We start from the raw sequence: 17,343 nt of genomic DNA on the forward strand, positions 1-17,343 counted from the left end.
TTTTGAATGCGCAAACTTTTCAAAATTGAAATCCTGCTTACATATTTCTTCTATACTGTCCACCAACTTCAAACAACGCAGATGTAATCTGACCTAATGAACATACTTTACAAACATCCATTAAGGCTTCAAAAATATTTTCATTATTGACTGCCTTTTGCTGTAGGTCTTTTAATAAAGCTTCAGTATCATTAGCCTTATGCAGATTTTCTAATATCTTAATCTGAAATTGCTTCTCTTCTTCAGTAGCTCTAATCACTTCTTTCGGAATAACAGTTGGAGAACCTTTACTGCTTAAAAAGGTGTTGACACCAATGATTGGAAATTGACCATTATGCTTTAGCGTTTCATAATATAAGCTCTCTTCCTGAATCTTAGAACGTTGATACATCGTTTCCATAGCTCCAAGTACTCCACCTCTCTCTGTAATTCTATCGAATTCGATCAATACTGCTTCTTCAACCAAATCGGTTAATTCTTCTATAATAAAAGAGCCTTGAATTGGGTTTTCATTTTTAGCTAAACCTAATTCTTTATTAATGATTAACTGAATGGCCATGGCTCTCCTCACTGATTCTTCCGTTGGCGTTGTAATGGCTTCATCATACGCATTTGTGTGTAATGAATTACAGTTATCGTAAATGGCATACAATGCTTGAAGCGTTGTACGTATATCATTAAAATCTATTTCCTGAGCATGTAAACTACGACCAGAAGTCTGAATATGGTATTTCAACATCTGTGCTCTTGCATTAGCTCCGTACTTATTCTTCATAGCCTTCGCCCAAATCTTACGAGCAACACGACCAATAACAGCATATTCTGGATCAATTCCGTTTGAAAAGAAGAATGATAAATTAGGTCCAAACTTGTTGATATCCATACCTCTACTTAAGTAATATTCTACATAAGTAAAGCCGTTAGATAAAGTCAATGCTAATTGTGTAATTGGGTTTGCACCAGCTTCTGCTATATGATAACCCGAAATTGAAACCGAATAGAAGTTGCGTACATTATTCTCTATAAAATATTCTTGTACATCTCCCATGAGTCGCAATGCGAACTCTGTGGAGAAGATACAAGTATTCTGTGCCTGATCTTCTTTTAAAATATCAGCTTGAACAGTTCCTCTTACCTGAGCAATGGTGTTCTTTTTAATCTCAGCATAAACGTCAGCAGGTAATACTTGGTCGCCAGTAACTCCCAATAACATTAAGCCAAGACCGTTGTTCCCTTCTGGTAATTCGCCATTATATTTTGGTCGTTCTTTACCTTTATAAAGTTTAGCAATTTTTGCTTCAACCTCTTTTTCAAGTCCGTTTTCTTTAATGTAGATTTCGCATTGTTGATCAATCGCAGCATTCATAAAGAAGCCTAACAACATTGGTGCTGGCCCATTAATCGTCATACTTACAGAGGTCATTACATTTGCCAAATCAAAACCAGAATATAATTTCTTAGCATCATCTAAGCAACAAATAGACACACCTGCATTACCAATTTTACCATAAATATCTGGACGCAAGTCTGGATCGTTTCCATAAAGCGTAACACTATCAAAAGCAGTAGAAAGTCGCTTTGCTGGTAAACCCATACTCACGTAATGGAAACGCTTATTTGTACGCTCTGGTCCACCTTCTCCTGCAAACATACGTGCAGGATCTTCACCTGTTCTTTTAAATGGGTATAATCCTGAAGTATAAGGAAACTCGCCAGGTACATTTTCTTGTAAACACCATCTTAAAATATCTCCCCAAGCTTGGTACTTTGGTAAAGCCACTTTAGGTATTTGTGTATGCGAAAGCGATTCTGTATGTGTTTCAATTTTTATTTCCTTGTCTCTTACTTTAAAGGAATAGATAGGATTTTTGTATTTGTTTACTTTTTCGTCCCAACCTGTAATAACTTCCCAATTATATGGATCTAAGTTTAATTTTACACGGTCGAATTCGGCAATAAGGAGTTTAACAAAATCCTTATTGTCATTCTGAACTTGTTTCAGAATCTCTTCTTGATCTATACCAAATTTATTCAAGTGAGATTTCTCATTGTCGTTCGAAATGACAGCTACAGAACAGATAGTTTTATAAATTCCGTATAATTTCTGAGCAACCTCAACTTGTTCATTCGCTTTTTTATCGTAAGCACGATTGTTCTCTGCGATTTCAGATAAGTAGCGTGTTCTACTTGGTGGAATCACAAAAATCTTTTCGCTCATTTCTTTAGAAATCTCGAATGTTGATTTTAATTGAGAATCTGCCTTCTCTACCAGTTTATCCATGATAGCTTTGTAAAGCGTATTCATTCCTGGATCATTGAATTGAGACGCAATAGTTCCATAAACAGGCAACTGGTCTTGTGGAATATCCCAAAGATTATTGTTACGCATGTATTGCTTCTTCACATCACGTAAGGCATCAAGCGAACCTCTTTTATCGAATTTATTGATAGCTACCAAATCAGCAAAGTCTAGCATATCAATTTTCTCTAACTGCGTAGCAGCACCAAATTCTGGAGTCATCACATATAAAGCCACATCACTGTGTTCTATAATTTCGGTATCCGATTGTCCGATTCCAGAAGTTTCAAGAATAATTAAATCGTACTCGGCTGCTTTTAAAACTTCAATAGCTTCGTTGACATATTTAGATAATGCCAAATTAGATTGACGTGTTGCCAAACTACGCATGTAAACTCGAGGTGAGTTAATGGCATTCATTCTAATTCTATCACCAAGAAGTGCACCACCTGTTTTTCGCTTTGATGGATCTACTGAAATTAATCCAATTGTTTTTTCAGGAAAATCGATTAGAAAACGTCTTACCAACTCATCTACTAATGATGATTTACCAGCTCCACCTGTTCCTGTAATACCTAAAACTGGGCAAGCCCCTTCTAGCTTCCCCAAAGGGGAAGAACTCTTACTCAGGCTTGAAAATAAGTCTTCGAATTTATCGTGTTGATTTTCGGCAAATGAAATAAGTCGTGCTATTGTATTTACATCTTTGTCTTTAAGGCTTTGAGTGATTTCCTTCTCTTTGGGAAGGACTAAGGATGGGCTTTGGTAATCTGATTTTTCAACCAAATCATTAATCATCCCTTGTAAACCAAGTTCGCGTCCGTCGTCTGGAGAATAGATTCTGGTAATTCCATAATCCATTAATTCCTTAATCTCTTCAGGAAGGATAACACCACCTCCACCACCGAAGATTTTTATATGACCTGCTCCTTTTTCTTTAAGCAAATCGTACATGTATTTAAAGTACTCATTATGTCCACCTTGATAAGAGGTCATTGCTATTGCATTGGCATCTTCTTGGATGGCTGTGTTCACCACTTCCTCTACACTTCTATCATGACCCAAATGAATCACTTCTACTCCAGTTGATTGGATGATACGACGCATAATATTTATGGCTGCATCGTGTCCATCGAAGAGTGATGCTGCGGTTACTATACGTACTTTATATTTTGGTTTATAGGGTGCGACTTGTTCCATTCGTAAAATTCTAGCTTATTTGAGCGGCAAATTTACGGAATATTCAAAAATTTTAAGCAATAATCATTAATTATCTAAAAGTTAAAAAAAGTAAACGTGGCAACATATTTTAATTTATTTTGGCATTTCATTTAAGTTAGATTTTATGAATAAAATTACATTACAAATTCACTGTGAAGATCAGCCAAACATCATTGCTTCGGTCACCAATTTTATGGCCTTAAACAATGGTAACATTGTATATATTGACCAGCATGTTGATAGAGAACAGAATATATTTTTTATGCGTTTGGAATGTGAATTTGGCTCCGATTCTTTTTCAATTGAAAGTTTTAAGGAATTATTCAAAAATGCTTTGGTAGATAAATTCAGATTTAAGTGGCGCATGTATTCTGCTGAAAAAAAGCCTAAAATGGCGATCTTTGTTTCTAAATATGATCACTGTTTATATGATATCTTGGGTCGTTATAATTCGGGTGAATTATTTTTAGAAATTCCATTTATACTTAGTAATCATGCAGACTTAAAGCCTATTGCAGATAGCTTTAACATTCCATTCTACCATATACCTGTAACAAAGGAAACTAAGAAAAAAGCAGAATTACAACAATTGGAACTCCTAGAATCTTACAATATAGATTTTATAGTTTTGGCTAGGTATATGCAAATTGTTTCTGGAATGCTAATCGATAAATACAAAAACAAAATTATTAATATACATCATTCGTTTCTACCTGCTTTTGTTGGTGCCAAACCTTACCATTCTGCGCATAAAAGAGGTGTTAAGATTATAGGTGCAACTAGTCACTATATAACAGAAGAATTAGATGCTGGACCAATTATTGAACAAGATGTTGCACATGTTTCACATTCTTATTCCATAAAGGATTTAATTGCTAAAGGTCGAGATTTAGAAAAAATTGTTTTGTCCAATGCTATAAAGCTTCATGCGAATAGAAAAGTTATGGTTTTTAACAATAAAACTGTAATCTTTTCTTAGAAGTCATAGGTATAAATTCCTAATACCGTTTTATTTATAATTAATTAGTTTTTAAGAATAATAACACACCTTCAATTAAGCTTACACGAGTGAAAATCTTGATATCTTCAAGTAAAAAGTGACTTTTACTAAACTTCATGTGTCTTAAAAAACAGCCAAGGTTAATTTCTTGTGTTAAAAACAAACTATAACCATTAACTAATTTTTTAATTCTTATGAAACAAAAACTATTATTATTAGTCTGCTTTATAGCAGGTATTGGATTTTCGCAAGCTCAAGACTTGCCAACAAATCCTACGCCAGGAAAATGCTACGTAAAGTGTATTACAAAAGATGAGTTTAAAGAAGTTGAAGAAACAATTCAAACTTATCCAGCTTACACCAATTTAAAGGTTGTACCAGCAACTTATAAAACGGTTGAAGATCGAGTTTTAGTAAAAGAGGCTGCAAAAAAGTTTGTGTATGTACCTGCTACTTATGAGACAGTAGAAGTATCTTACGTAAAGCAAGCTAGCCGTAATGATTTAAAAGTTGTACCTGCTACTTTTGGTAATGACTCTAGAACTTTTGAAATCTATCCAAAGACTTCAGGATGGGAATACAAAGTATTAGAAGATTGTCCATCTGTAAACAAGGACGATTGTGTTGCTGCATGTTTTGTTGAGTATCCTGCACAATCTACAAGTGTTGGTTTTACAACTTTATCATCTGACGCAAGTACAAGTTCTGTGCCTGTACCTGAGCAAACTGCAACGTACAAAAAGCGAGTAATTAAGACTCCTGCAAGAATGGATGAAATTGAAATTCCTGCTGAGTACGCTACAATTAAAAGAAGAGTTGTAGAAACGCCTGCTACTACAACAACAAACACTGTACCTGCACAATACCAAACAGTTACTAGAACTGTTTTAGATAAAAAAGGTGGTATTACTAGCTGGGAAGAAGTTGATTGTGAGTTATTAAATGCTACTCCAATTCCAATTTACTACGAATTAGGAAGTGCTAGATTAACAGCCGATTCTAAGAAAGTTATTGACGAAAGATTATTAACTATCTTAAATGATAAGCCTGTTAGTATTGAGATTATGTCTCATACAGATTCTAGAGGAAACGACGACTTTAACCAGTCTTTATCTCAACAGAGAGCTAACTCAGTAGTTAACTATTTAGTATCTAAAGGAATTTCTAGAAGCAGATTATCTGCTAAAGGCTATGGTGAAACTCGTTTAACAAACAGATGTTCTAACGGAGTTGATTGTTCTGAAACACAACACCAAAGAAACAGACGTACAGAATTTAGAATTTTAAGTAACTAAGATTTCCGTTACGTTATAAGATTAAAAAAGCTCCTTTTTAAGGAGCTTTTTTTTGTATATGATATACTGGGAAAGTAACCTCTTTTTTGTCTGCCTTTATCCCAAAATTATCTTCAAGATCTGTTTGCATCAACTGAAAAAATTTATAATGAAAATCCCAATCGTGTAAACTTAAACTTAGCTCATTATCATCAGGAATTATTACTGGCATATCTAAAACATAAGCCAATTGATAAGCCATATCCTTTAAAGACACATTATCTGCCTTAATTTGAGAATCACCTATTAAATACTTAGAATTATTTTTCCCCCAATCTATTTGATTTGTATCCCAAAACTTTGGAGATTCTACCACTAACTTAATACCCTCACCTTTACTGTACTTGCGCTCAACATTAAGATTCATTTCGGTTATAAGCTTATAAGCCAGGTTATCGTTAGAATTAAACGGTTTTTTAAAATAGACTTCATAATTGGTATCTAAGCCTTTTTCTAAAACGATTTGATTCTTATAAATTCTCGCTAAATACCCAATAATTTGTTTTAGAGAACCATTAATTCTTAGGTATTTATCATTATCAACAACTTCTATATCCTTATTATTTGTAGCTATTGGTTTAATTTCCATGGCTTCTTTAGGAATATATTCAGAATTTACAACTTCGTCTACAGCAACTACATTAAAAAACGATTCTAACGATGTTTTTGTAGTTTGTTTGCGTAAAAACTTAGATACAATCTCCTTTTTTAAATCTGGTGCACCTCCTTGCCATAACACTTTTCCTTCGGCATTTAATAAAATACCTTCTGGCAAAGCTCGTACACCATATTTTTTAAAAGTTTCACCATAATAATCTATAGCAATTGCTAAGTCGGTTGGTTTCTTTTTTAGAAATCGTTCTACGGTTAACGGATTTTCTTGAGTTAACGATACCACATAAAAATCTGAAGGAAATTGCTTTTGCAAAACACCCAAATGCTCTTTTGCGGTAATACAAGGCCCACACCAAGTTGCCCAAAAATCAATAAAAATAAGCTTATTGTTATTTGTTGAAGCAGTTTTAGAATATTGTATAAATTCTGAAACCTTAATTTGACTGTAAGAATAAGATGCTGTTAGGACGCAAATTATAATTAATGAAAAGCGTTTTATTTTAAAACTATTCATAATGAAAAAATATAATTTACTAGTATTAATCAAATACTGTGCTAAAATAACAATTTAACTTTATTGTAAAACAACTAACGCATATTAAAGCTCAAAATTGTCACCTTGTTTTGCGAATCTAAAACCTAAATTCTGAATACTATCCTTTAAATGATGACTATCTCGAATCGCAGGATTAGTATGATTAAAATGGATAAAGTGAATTTTATTTTTTGTTGCTATTGATTCTTTTTCAAAAAGCGTTGTTGTTTCTGTAGTAAAAGGATGAGGTATCTTACTCATATCTCTTTCTAATTCTCCATCTCTAAAAAATGAAGCATCTAAAAAAGCATAATCTACTTTTTTTACTTCTTCAATAATGTTTCTTTCCCATTTATGCCATTTATCTATATCAGGAATAAACAATGCCGATTTGTTTTTGCCTTCAATCTTATAACCTACCGTTTCTGAATACTCATCGCGATGTGGTACCAACAACGGTATTACTTTTAAAGAAGTACTTATAATTATTGCAGAATCGTTTTGCAACTTTTTTAATTCTATATTATTCAAGGCAACTAGTTGACTCCAAGGACCATTTGTTTCTAAATAATTTTTCATTCTTGGCATGGCATAAACAGGTATACTTTTTCCTCCTAATGCTTCTCTTCCAAAATTCATTAATCCTGTGTAATGACCCATATGTGCATGAGTTAAAAATACACCATCCACCACTTTACTATTATTTAAATGTTCTTCTTTTAATATATGTGTTTGCGCTACAATATCTGGTGTTGCATCTAACAACCATTTTTGTTTAGACTGTAAATCAACCAATCCAAGACACGACACTAACTTTTTATCTTCATAACCATTATAATAAGCTTTACAACATGCTTTTTCGCAATTTATTTGTGGGTAACCAGCATCTTGAGCTGTACCCAAAACTGTGATATATTGATTTAAAGTTTGTGTTTTTTTAGTATTTGGTTTTGTAACTGAATCATCTTTAGCAGAATCACAATTTATTACTACCAAAAGACATATTAGGAACGATATTTGGAATATTTTCATCTATAAAATTTATCTTTGTTAAAGATATAAAAACCCAAAGTCATGATTAAAAGAATTTTCGCCCTACTTATAGTTTTAAACTTAACTGCCTGTGCAGAATTACAACAAGTAGTTGATTCTATACCGCAATCTGGTGGAGTACTCAGTAATGCTGATATAGCTTCTGGACTTAGAGAAGCATTAGATTTAGGCATAGATAAACAAGTTACCAAACTAACTCAAAAAGATGGTTTTTTTAAAAACGATTTGGTAAAAATTTTACTTCCAGAAGAATTACAAAAAGTAGATAAAGGTTTACGCGATATAGGCTTAGGCAACTTAGCAGACGAAGGTCTTAAAGTTTTAAACAGAGCTGCTGAAGATGCCGTTAAAGAAGCTACACCTATTTTTGTTAATGCTGTAAAAGACATTACATTTAATGATGCAAAAAACATATTGCTAGGTAATGATGATGCTGCAACAGAATATTTAACATCAAAAACACAAACTGAACTTTATAACAAATTTCAACCTGTTATTAATAGTTCTTTTGCTAAAGTAGGTGCAGATCAAATTTGGTCTAACCTTATTAGTAAATATAACGCCATACCTTTTACAAGTAATGTAAATCCTGATTTGACAGATTACGTAACAGGTGAAGCTCTAAAAGGTGTTTATACAATGATTGCTGTAGAAGAAAAAGAAATTAGAAATAAAGTTTCTTCTCGTACAACAGATTTATTAAAAAAAGTGTTTGCTTTACAAGACTAAATTTTAGTCTATCTTTTTATAGAGTCCATCAAAAGCTACAGTGATTTCTGTTTTATTAGTTATGGTTTCCCATAGTTGCCTTACAGTACCATCGTTATTTGCTGTCCAAGTAATGCGGTGAAAAAACACTTTACCTTCAGAGTTGATTTCATCATCGGTTCGTAATATCATTTGATTACCAAACTTATTGCCTTTCATATGAAGAGAAGCGCCTTGATTATCAATCCATATTTGCTCCCATTGCCTTGTTTTTAAATTGTAAAAATTATTACTCGTACCCGTGTAACCTAGCGTAGCACTTGTCCAGTTTTCTTGTAGAATGCAACCTCCTTGAACTTTTTTAATTATATTTTTACCAGCTTTAGTACCATCTGCATTAGTAACTTCCCATGTACCTAACCAGAAATCGAACGCTATATGTTCTTCTGTACAGCATTTGCAACTTGTATTTTGAGCGGTCACAGATAAGGTGAAAATTGAAAATACAATTGCTATAAATAAATGTTTCATAGTAATTTGATTTGCACTAAGTTATTAAACAACATTTAATTATATGCTAATATTAACATAACATTGATTGCACATAGTCAGTCTATCTTTGCAGTGCAAAAGAGACATTTGTTAGGTTTTAAAGAAAAGATTAAAACAGTTAGTTAGTTAAGAAGTCGGCATTTAGTTAGGTGCCGATTTTTTTATTTATGGATGTAATATATTAAAATACTCATAAGACTTGAGTAGCCTGCTACCATACCAAGAAAACATTTCTCCATCCACAATTTTAATTTTTTTATTTAAAAACTGAGTTTGTAATTCTGCAATATGATTTTCTTTAAATGGAAATGGTTCACTTGAAAGAAAAATAAGATCAGCCTCTTTCAATTTAGAATTATTTAAATCAATCTCTGGATATCGAGTTTCATCTGCAAATACATTTGAAAAACAAGCTTCATTAATCATAATATTAATAAATGTGTCAGATGCAGCAACCATCCAAGGGTTTTTCCAAATAAAATAAGCGACTTTTATTTTCTTTATATTTTTAGATTGATATGCTTCACGCTCTTGTTGAATACTTTTAATAATATCAGAAGCTCTGGTTTTAACATTAAAGATGTTACCATACATTGAAATAAGCTCAAAACAATCTTTAAGGTTATAAATATCACTAATATGAATTGGCGCAAAAGCCTCTAACTCCTCTATAATGTCTTTAGTGTTCTCTTCCTTATTACACAGAATAATATCTGGTTTAAGCGCTTTTATTTTTTCTATATTAATTTGCTTTGTACCACCAACTACGGCTTTTGATATTCTTAAGTGCTTAGGATGAACACAAAACTTAGTAACACCAACAAGTGAAGCTTCCAAACCTAAATCTACTAATAGTTCGGTTTGAGAAGGCACTAACGAAATTATTCGTTTTGGTGTTTTATTAATTTGAATTTCTCTATTGAGTTGGTCTTTAAAAATCATACAAAAAGATGCCAAAACAAGTTCGGCATAACAGTTAATTAGATAGGATTTCTTTCATCTGCAACTGCAACTCTTCAGCTTTTTTAGCCGCTGCTTCAGCAAAATCTTCATCTTGCGACGCATAAATAATTCCTCTTGAAGAATTTATCAGTAATCCAACAGAATCATTCATTCCATATTTACAAACATCTTGTAAATTCCCTCCTTGTGCTCCAACACCAGGTACTAACAAAAAACTATCTGGAATAATCTTTCTAATATCACCTAAAAACTCAGCTTTAGTAGCACCTACCACATACATTAAATTTTCTGAATTCTGCCAAGATTTAGAAGTTTCTAATACTTGCTTGTATAACTCTATACCATCAACTGTTTTAGTTTGAAAGTCAAATGCACCTTGATTAGAAGTTAAGGCTAACAGAATGGTATGCTTATTCTTAAAAGCCAAGAAAGGCTCCACAGAATCTTTTCCCATATAAGGTGCAACTGTTACACTATCGAAGCCCAAATCGTCGAAAAAAGCTTTGGCGTACATAGTACTTGTATTACCAATATCTCCACGTTTAGCGTCTGCTATGGTATAAATATCTGGATGGTTTATATTGAGATAGTTAATCGTTTTTTCTAATGCTTGCCAACCTTTAAGGCCGTATGCTTCGTAGAAGGCAGTGTTTGGTTTGTAAGCCACACATAAATGATGTGTTGCATCTATGATTGCTTTATTAAATGCGAAAATAGGATCTCCTTCTTTTAATAAATGCTTTGGTATTTTATTTAAATCCACGTCTAATCCAATGCAGAGGAAGGATTTCTTTTGTTTAATTTGGTTTACTAGTTGTTGTGTTGTCATCTAAAAATTAATTAAAACTGTACCAAGTATATGTTCTTCATTTACAAAACCTCTATATCTTGAATCATAAGAATTATCTCTATTATCTCCAGAAAAAAAGTATTTTCCTTCCGGTAATATAATTGGTCCAAAATTATTGAAAGTCCAATCAGAGTTATTTATGAAAATTTCCTTAGATAAATTATCTCTTCCCGAGAAATAATATCTTTCTAATTCTACTGGAAGGTTTTTTACAAATGAATCATCTAAAAAAACCCTAATTGTATCAGAACTATAATGCGAATAGGGCTCTGGATTTTCAACTTTATCTTTAATATACTTATCATAATATTCAGGCATTATCTGATACTGAAATCTTAAATCAAGTTCTTCATCAATATTTTTTCCATTAACAAAATAATACCCGTTTTTACATTCTAAGGTATCCCCTGGAATCGCAATTAATCTTTTCACTATTGTCCAACCATCTAAACTATCTGAATATTTAAAATATGCAAAGTCTAAACGTTTTGGGCTTTTTAAGCTAGAACCTAAAATTGTAGTTCCTAATTTTAAATTTGGTTCACTAGATGTTGAAGATATACTATATGTTCTTAAAACCCCTGACCATCTAAACAAAATCACGAACACTATAAATGCTGCTATGAGAAATATGATATTTTTCTTGCTCATAAAAAAAGCCTCATAATGAGGCTCAAATTTAAATTACATCGTCATTAGCTTTCAACAATTCTGTATTTTCAGCTAACATTAATTCGTCTATTATTTTTTGAATATCACCATTAATGATATTTGATAAATCGTAAAGCGTTAATCCAATTCTATGATCAGTTACACGTCCTTGAGGATAATTATAGGTTCTAATCTTGGCTGATCTATCACCAGAACTTACCATACTTTTACGTTTTTCAGAATCTGCCGCTTGTTGTTTCGCTAACTCTAAATCGTATAAACGTGAACGTAAAACTTTTAAGGCTTTTTCTAAGTTTTTATGTGATGATTTCTGATCTTGACAACTTACAATCATTCCTGTTGGCTCGTGATGTAACTTAATAGCAGAATAGGTTGTATTAACCGATTGACCACCAGGACCAGTTGATGTAGTACGCTCAATACGTACTTCGGTCATGTCTAATTCATAATCAAATTCTTCTGCTTCTGGTAATACCATTACTGTTGCGGCACTTGTATGTACTCGACCTTGCGTTTCGGTTTGTGGCACACGTTGCACACGGTGCACACCAGCTTCAAACTTTAAAGTACCGTAAACATCTTCACCAGACACTTCAAAAATAATTTCTTTAAAACCACCAGATGTTCCATCACTCTGACTTACAACATCGACTTTCCAGCCTTTATCGCTACAGTATTTTGAATACATCCTAAATAAATCACCTGCAAAAATACTAGCTTCATCTCCACCTGTACCAGCTCTAACTTCTACAACTACATTTTTAGCATCGTCTGGATCTTTCGGAATCAACATAAAACGAATTTCTTCCTCTAGCTTATCAATGGTTTCTTTAGATTCATCGAGTTGCATTTTGGCCATATCTACCATTTCTGCATCAGAACCATCTGCAATAATTTCTTCCGCTTCCGAAATATTATCTAAGGCTTCTTTATATATTTCTCCTTTATCTACAATGAGTTTTAAATCCTTGTATTCTTTCATCAGCTTAGTGTAACGCTGCTGATCTGCGATAATATCTGGTTGAATAATAAGGTCATTTACCTCATCAAAACGTTGCTTTATTATCTGTATTTTCTCTAACATCTCTCTTCAAAAATTGAATTTCAAAAATACGATAATTTATGAATTTTAAAACGTCACTTATAAGTACATATCAACATTTAAAAATAAAATAGCTAAAACATACGTTACACTATTATTATGCAGCGACTCCTAGCTATACTTGCATTTTATAAACCGTTTGTAGTTTGGTCTTTTGTTATCACCGCAGTTATAGGTTTTTTTAACCCTCAACTAGTGCCAGCAATAGTTACCAAATTATTTCTAACGGTTTTTGCGTGGTATTATGTTAGCGAAACACCTAACAAACGAAAATTAACCTTTTATAAAAATTTAGGAATATCGCCTTTGAAGCTATTTTCCTCAATTTTTATTGTAGACTGCATTTTAACGATAGGTTTCCTTATATTATTTAAGGAATTTACATAAACAAAATAATGATATTTGAATTAGACAATGTAGAACTTTACTTTAAAAACAAAAGAATTTTAAACGGCATATACCTAAAGGCTGAAACTGGACAAGTAACAGCTATTTTAGGTAGAAATGGCTGTGGCAAAAGTAGTTTGCTAAATATTGCATTTGGAAATTTAAAACCCAAATACAAGCTAATTAGACTTAACAGCAAACCGCTTTTAAAACCTTTATATTTAACAGGCTTAACAAAGTATCTACCTCAATATAATTTTATTCCATCTGGAATAAAACTCTCTTTTGTTTTTAAATTATATCAATTAGATTGGGATTCTTTTACTGAAAATTTTGAAGCATTTTCAATTTATAAAAGTTCTAAACTGAAAGCCTTATCTGGAGGTGAAAGACGTATTGTAGAAACCTATATTATTTTAAAAACGAAAAGTGATATTGTATTTTTAGACGAACCTTTTTCGCACCTATCTCCTTTACATATTGAAACTGTAAAACAAATGATTGCCGAAGAAAAAGAACATAAAGTCATTATTATTTCAGACCACTTGTATCAGCATATAATTGAAGTTTCTGATACAATCTACTTGCTAAAAAACGGAGCCACAAAAAAGATTGAAAAACTTACAGAACTCGAAGATTACAAATATTTGAGTGAAGGCAGTCTTTAGTTAAGGCTTTGCACTAGCATTTATAATATTATCTAAATCTACAACAACACCTACACCTAAAATTTGTTTCCATTGCAGTTTTGGACCTTCAATTACAAACTCTTCGTTGGTCATTTCGTTTCTTTCAACTTCAATTTTAATATCATTATCGTACCTAAGATGTGAGCCTAATGTTGCTTTTACATATTTATTGACTTTCATGTCTAGATTCAATTCCCACTCAATATCTATATTACCAAAACTATTAATGTAATCCGTATATAAACGCAGAAGACTGTTCACTTTTATATTTTCAAATACCTCTTCTTGATATTGATTTGTTAGTAAAATACCGAGTTCTTGTCTTACTTTTTTTCCATCTTTAATAATATTGCCCTCCAAATCATAGATAGCAGGATCTACACCAAAAGCGCCTTTATTTGCTAATTCATCATTTAAAACAAAAGTGGTCTTTAAGGTAAAAGGAGATGCATAAAAAGACAAACGTTCAATATGTCTACCATATTCCATTCCTAAACCAAAAAACATATAACCTGGTGCCAAAAATTCTGAAATAGGTTCATCTCTATTTGGGTAATTATAGCCATTTGCTAACTGCGAATTAAAACTAAACTTAGCAGAATAAAACCAATTACTTTTTGGGTCTTTTTCGAGGCCTACATTAGAAATTACCTCAATAACATCATCTGTTTTTCTTATTTCCTTATCTGCTTGCTTATTTAATCCATAACGAATATTAAAATTTGAATTCCAAAACCATTTTTCTTGTTTGTATTTAGCAGATGCTTTCCCTGTAATAATTCCAGAAATAGAATTAGTACCTCCGGAATTCCAGTTGGTAAAAGACACTTGGTTAAGCGTTAAACCGACTTCTTTCTTTGTTCGCCACCCCAATTTTACGGCTTCTTTCTTTTTTTTCTTCTTATAAAGATATAATGAATCTGGCTGTGCAAATAGATGGCTAGAGCAAATAATAAATATGCTTAAGATAAACCAAGAATTAGTTTTCATATTTATATAATAATTAATAAATAAATGTACCGTATTGACTTTTTATGGTAAGTTTTTTAGCACTTGACGCTTCTACTCTACCAATAATTTTTGCATCTACATTAAAAGATTTTGAAATTTCTATTATGTTGTCAGCCACTTCTGGTTTAACATACAATTCCATACGATGCCCACAGTTAAATACTTGATACATTTCTTTCCAGTCCGTTTTAGATTGTTCTTGAATAAGTTTAAATAACGGAGGAATTGGAAACATATTATCTTTTATAATATGAAGGTTATCTATAAAATGAAGAATTTTGGTTTGAGCTCCTCCACTACAATGCACCATTCCATGTACTGAATCACTATTAAACTTATTTAGAATGGCTTTTATAATTGGAGCATAAGTACGTGTTGGTGACAATACTAATTTACCTGCATCTAATGGTGAATCTTCAACTGAATCTGTCAGTTTAGTTTGCCCTGAATATACCAAATCTTCTGGTACAGATGCATCAAAGCTTTCAGGATACTTATCTGCTAAGTATTTAGAAAACACATCGTGTCTTGCAGAGGTCAATCCATTACTTCCCATACCACCATTATATTCGGTTTCGTAAGAAGCTTGCCCAAAAGACTCTAACCCAATAATAACATCTCCTTCAGCAATATTTGCATTATCAATAACCTCGCTTCTTTTTATACGTGCTGTGACTGTAGAATCAACTATAATTGTTCTTACTAAATCACCAACATCTGCAGTTTCACCTCCTGTAGAATGAATAGTTACTCCAAAAGATTTTAAATCTTCTATTAATTCTTCAGTACCGTTAATGATGGCCGAAATCACCTCTCCAGGAATTAAATTTTTGTTTCTTCCTATAGTAGAAGACAACATAATATTGTCCGTTGCTCCAACACAAAGTAAATCGTCAATATTCATTATTAAGGCATCTTGTGCTATACCTTTCCATACTGAAACATCGCCAGTTTCTTTCCAATACATATAAGCTAATGACGACTTTGTACCTGCTCCATCTGCATGCATTATTAAACAGTAATCCTCATCATTGGTTAAATAATCTGGCACTATTTTACAAAATGCTTTTGGAAACAGTCCTTTATCAATATTTTTTATAGCATTATGTACATCTTCTTTTGATGCAGAAACTCCTCGCTGTGCATATCTTTTACTGACCGAACTACTCATTCTACTTTTATCTTATTTTTTGCCCTACAAAAATAAGGATTGCGTTTTATTATAAGTAAGGATTGGATTGGAATTAATAACAGTTTTTAACTTTTTGCGTAACTCTTCCTTTTTCTTATTACCGCCAAAGTAAATATTAAGCCCTAAACCCATGCGCATAAATGTATCATCGGATTCCCCTTCTATTAGCCCTTCTAATTCATCGGTAAACATATAATTATATTCACCAAAAAGCTTAAGACCTACACCTTCTGCAACAATATACTCAAATCCAAAACCTCCTTGGGCCTTTGTTGCGGTTGTATCAAAATAATTATTTGCGTTGTAACCTCCACCTGCATACAAGTAAGGTGTAAATTTGGTGTAAGGACTTAATAGAAATTCTAAATTTAGATCAAAAGACATATATCCTTCGTTATAAACTTCTTTAAACGCAACGTTATACTTATTGTAAATAAAGTTGATATTTAAGTGACTTGTTATATGTAGTTTATAACCTACTCTAAAATATAACTCGAATTCTGCATCTGGATAATCAGCATTTGCAATAGCAGAACCAGCTGCTAAATCAATTGCATGAGACCCTCTATAATTATAAAAAGAAAACCTTCTAATATTAGATTTATCACTCTTCTCATCAGTTACCTCTTGAGAATATGAAATACTTACACTTGTTAGGGTCATAACTACACCAAATAGTATAGTATGGAATTTAGTAATCATATATACCTTAAATTAAAGGTAAGTTTTCTTCATTGAAGATTTTGAGGAGGCTCACAATATAGAAAAATAATTGTGAAATAATATCTATGATTATAGAATTAACAAAAACAAAAAAGATAAAACCGAATAAACGATTTTATCTTTTCTCTAACTGGTAAAAATACCTTTATAGTGTAATCTTATTTTTTAAGATTCTGCTTGTAGTTTGGATTGAATGTTAACAACATCATCTTTAGTAACGTTATTCAGATCTTCTGAATTATCTTGAGAAAGAATTAGAGTTGCACCCACAAGTATAGCTACACTAAGTAGTAACTTTTTCATTTTACAAATATTGATTAATAGCACTACAAAGATAAACAATAAACGTAATGTAAAAAGTACTAAACTCAATTATTTAACATGTAATTAATGTCTTTTCGACAACTAGCTTAAGTCATCGATAAACGACACTAAAT

At 32.2% G+C, this 17,343-nt stretch carries 16 protein-coding genes; 4 read left to right on the forward strand and 12 right to left on the reverse strand.

Annotated features, from left to right (window positions below; genetic code table 11):
- Positions 1–37: 37 nt before the first annotated feature.
- Complete coding sequence (locus H8K90_RS00765; protein ID WP_186844039.1) at positions 38–3,499, reverse strand: methylmalonyl-CoA mutase family protein; 3,462 nt, start codon at positions 3,497–3,499, stop codon at positions 38–40.
- 145 nt (positions 3,500–3,644) lie between these two features.
- Between H8K90_RS00765 and purU the strand changes: the two genes are divergently transcribed.
- Positions 3,645–4,499, forward strand: coding sequence for a formyltetrahydrofolate deformylase (gene purU / locus H8K90_RS00770; protein ID WP_186844040.1), 855 nt, complete (start codon positions 3,645–3,647; stop codon positions 4,497–4,499).
- Positions 4,500–4,714: 215 nt separating this feature from the next.
- Positions 4,715–5,815 (forward strand): OmpA family protein, encoded by a 1,101-nt coding sequence (locus tag H8K90_RS00775; RefSeq protein WP_186844041.1) that lies wholly within the window; start codon positions 4,715–4,717, stop codon positions 5,813–5,815.
- 37 nt (positions 5,816–5,852) lie between these two features.
- On the opposite strand, the gene H8K90_RS00780 is transcribed toward H8K90_RS00775, so the two are convergent.
- Together H8K90_RS00780 and H8K90_RS00785 are read right to left on the reverse strand one after the other, a co-directional pair.
- On the reverse strand, positions 5,853–6,983 hold the full coding sequence (locus H8K90_RS00780; protein ID WP_186844042.1) for a TlpA family protein disulfide reductase: 1,131 nt from the start codon (positions 6,981–6,983) through the stop codon (positions 5,853–5,855).
- A gap of 84 nt (positions 6,984–7,067) precedes the next feature.
- Positions 7,068–8,036, reverse strand: a complete 969-nt coding sequence (locus H8K90_RS00785; RefSeq protein WP_186844043.1) for an MBL fold metallo-hydrolase — start codon at positions 8,034–8,036, stop codon at positions 7,068–7,070.
- A gap of 42 nt (positions 8,037–8,078) precedes the next feature.
- On the opposite strand from H8K90_RS00785, the gene H8K90_RS00790 reads away from it, so the two are divergent.
- Complete coding sequence (locus H8K90_RS00790) at positions 8,079–8,786, forward strand: DUF4197 domain-containing protein (RefSeq protein WP_186844044.1); 708 nt, start codon at positions 8,079–8,081, stop codon at positions 8,784–8,786.
- Between the two features lie 3 nt (positions 8,787–8,789).
- Here the strand turns inward: H8K90_RS00790 and H8K90_RS00795 are convergent, their stop codons facing one another.
- The 5 genes from H8K90_RS00795 to prfA all read right to left on the reverse strand — a co-directional run bounded on the left by H8K90_RS00795 (position 8,790) and on the right by prfA (position 12,886).
- A complete protein-coding gene (locus tag H8K90_RS00795; protein ID WP_186844045.1) occupies positions 8,790–9,296 on the reverse strand; it encodes a hypothetical protein in 507 nt (168 codons plus the stop codon).
- A 186-nt stretch (positions 9,297–9,482) separates the two neighbouring features.
- Entirely contained in the window at positions 9,483–10,259 is a 777-nt protein-coding gene (locus H8K90_RS00800; RefSeq protein WP_186844046.1) for an ABC transporter substrate-binding protein, read from the reverse strand.
- Positions 10,260–10,293: 34 nt separating this feature from the next.
- On the reverse strand, positions 10,294–11,109 hold the full coding sequence (pyrF, locus tag H8K90_RS00805) for an orotidine-5'-phosphate decarboxylase (protein ID WP_186844047.1): 816 nt from the start codon (positions 11,107–11,109) through the stop codon (positions 10,294–10,296).
- A complete protein-coding gene (gene lepB, locus H8K90_RS00810; RefSeq protein ID WP_261799345.1) occupies positions 11,110–11,781 on the reverse strand; it encodes a signal peptidase I in 672 nt (223 codons plus the stop codon).
- 28 nt (positions 11,782–11,809) lie between these two features.
- Positions 11,810–12,886 (reverse strand): peptide chain release factor 1, encoded by a 1,077-nt coding sequence (gene prfA, locus H8K90_RS00815; RefSeq protein WP_186844049.1) that lies wholly within the window; start codon positions 12,884–12,886, stop codon positions 11,810–11,812.
- A gap of 413 nt (positions 12,887–13,299) precedes the next feature.
- Between prfA and H8K90_RS00820 the strand changes: the two genes are divergently transcribed.
- Positions 13,300–13,959: an ATP-binding cassette domain-containing protein gene (locus H8K90_RS00820; RefSeq protein WP_186844050.1), complete on the forward strand. Its 660-nt coding sequence runs from the start codon at positions 13,300–13,302 to the stop codon at positions 13,957–13,959.
- Here the strand turns inward: H8K90_RS00820 and H8K90_RS00825 are convergent, their stop codons facing one another.
- The 4 genes from H8K90_RS00825 to H8K90_RS00840 form a co-directional block, all read right to left on the reverse strand.
- On the reverse strand, positions 13,960–14,970 hold the full coding sequence (locus H8K90_RS00825; protein WP_186844051.1) for a DUF3078 domain-containing protein: 1,011 nt from the start codon (positions 14,968–14,970) through the stop codon (positions 13,960–13,962).
- A 13-nt stretch (positions 14,971–14,983) separates the two neighbouring features.
- Positions 14,984–16,162, reverse strand: coding sequence for an AIR synthase related protein (locus H8K90_RS00830; protein ID WP_186844052.1), 1,179 nt, complete (start codon positions 16,160–16,162; stop codon positions 14,984–14,986).
- A gap of 24 nt (positions 16,163–16,186) precedes the next feature.
- Positions 16,187–16,885, reverse strand: a complete 699-nt coding sequence (locus tag H8K90_RS00835) for a Curli production assembly/transport component CsgG (protein WP_246457467.1) — start codon at positions 16,883–16,885, stop codon at positions 16,187–16,189.
- A 186-nt stretch (positions 16,886–17,071) separates the two neighbouring features.
- Complete coding sequence (locus H8K90_RS00840; protein ID WP_186844053.1) at positions 17,072–17,209, reverse strand: hypothetical protein; 138 nt, start codon at positions 17,207–17,209, stop codon at positions 17,072–17,074.
- Between the last annotated feature and the right edge of the window lie 134 nt (positions 17,210–17,343).

It is taken from the genome of Winogradskyella echinorum (genome assembly GCF_014297365.1).
Taxonomy (GTDB): domain Bacteria; phylum Bacteroidota; class Bacteroidia; order Flavobacteriales; family Flavobacteriaceae; genus Winogradskyella; species Winogradskyella echinorum.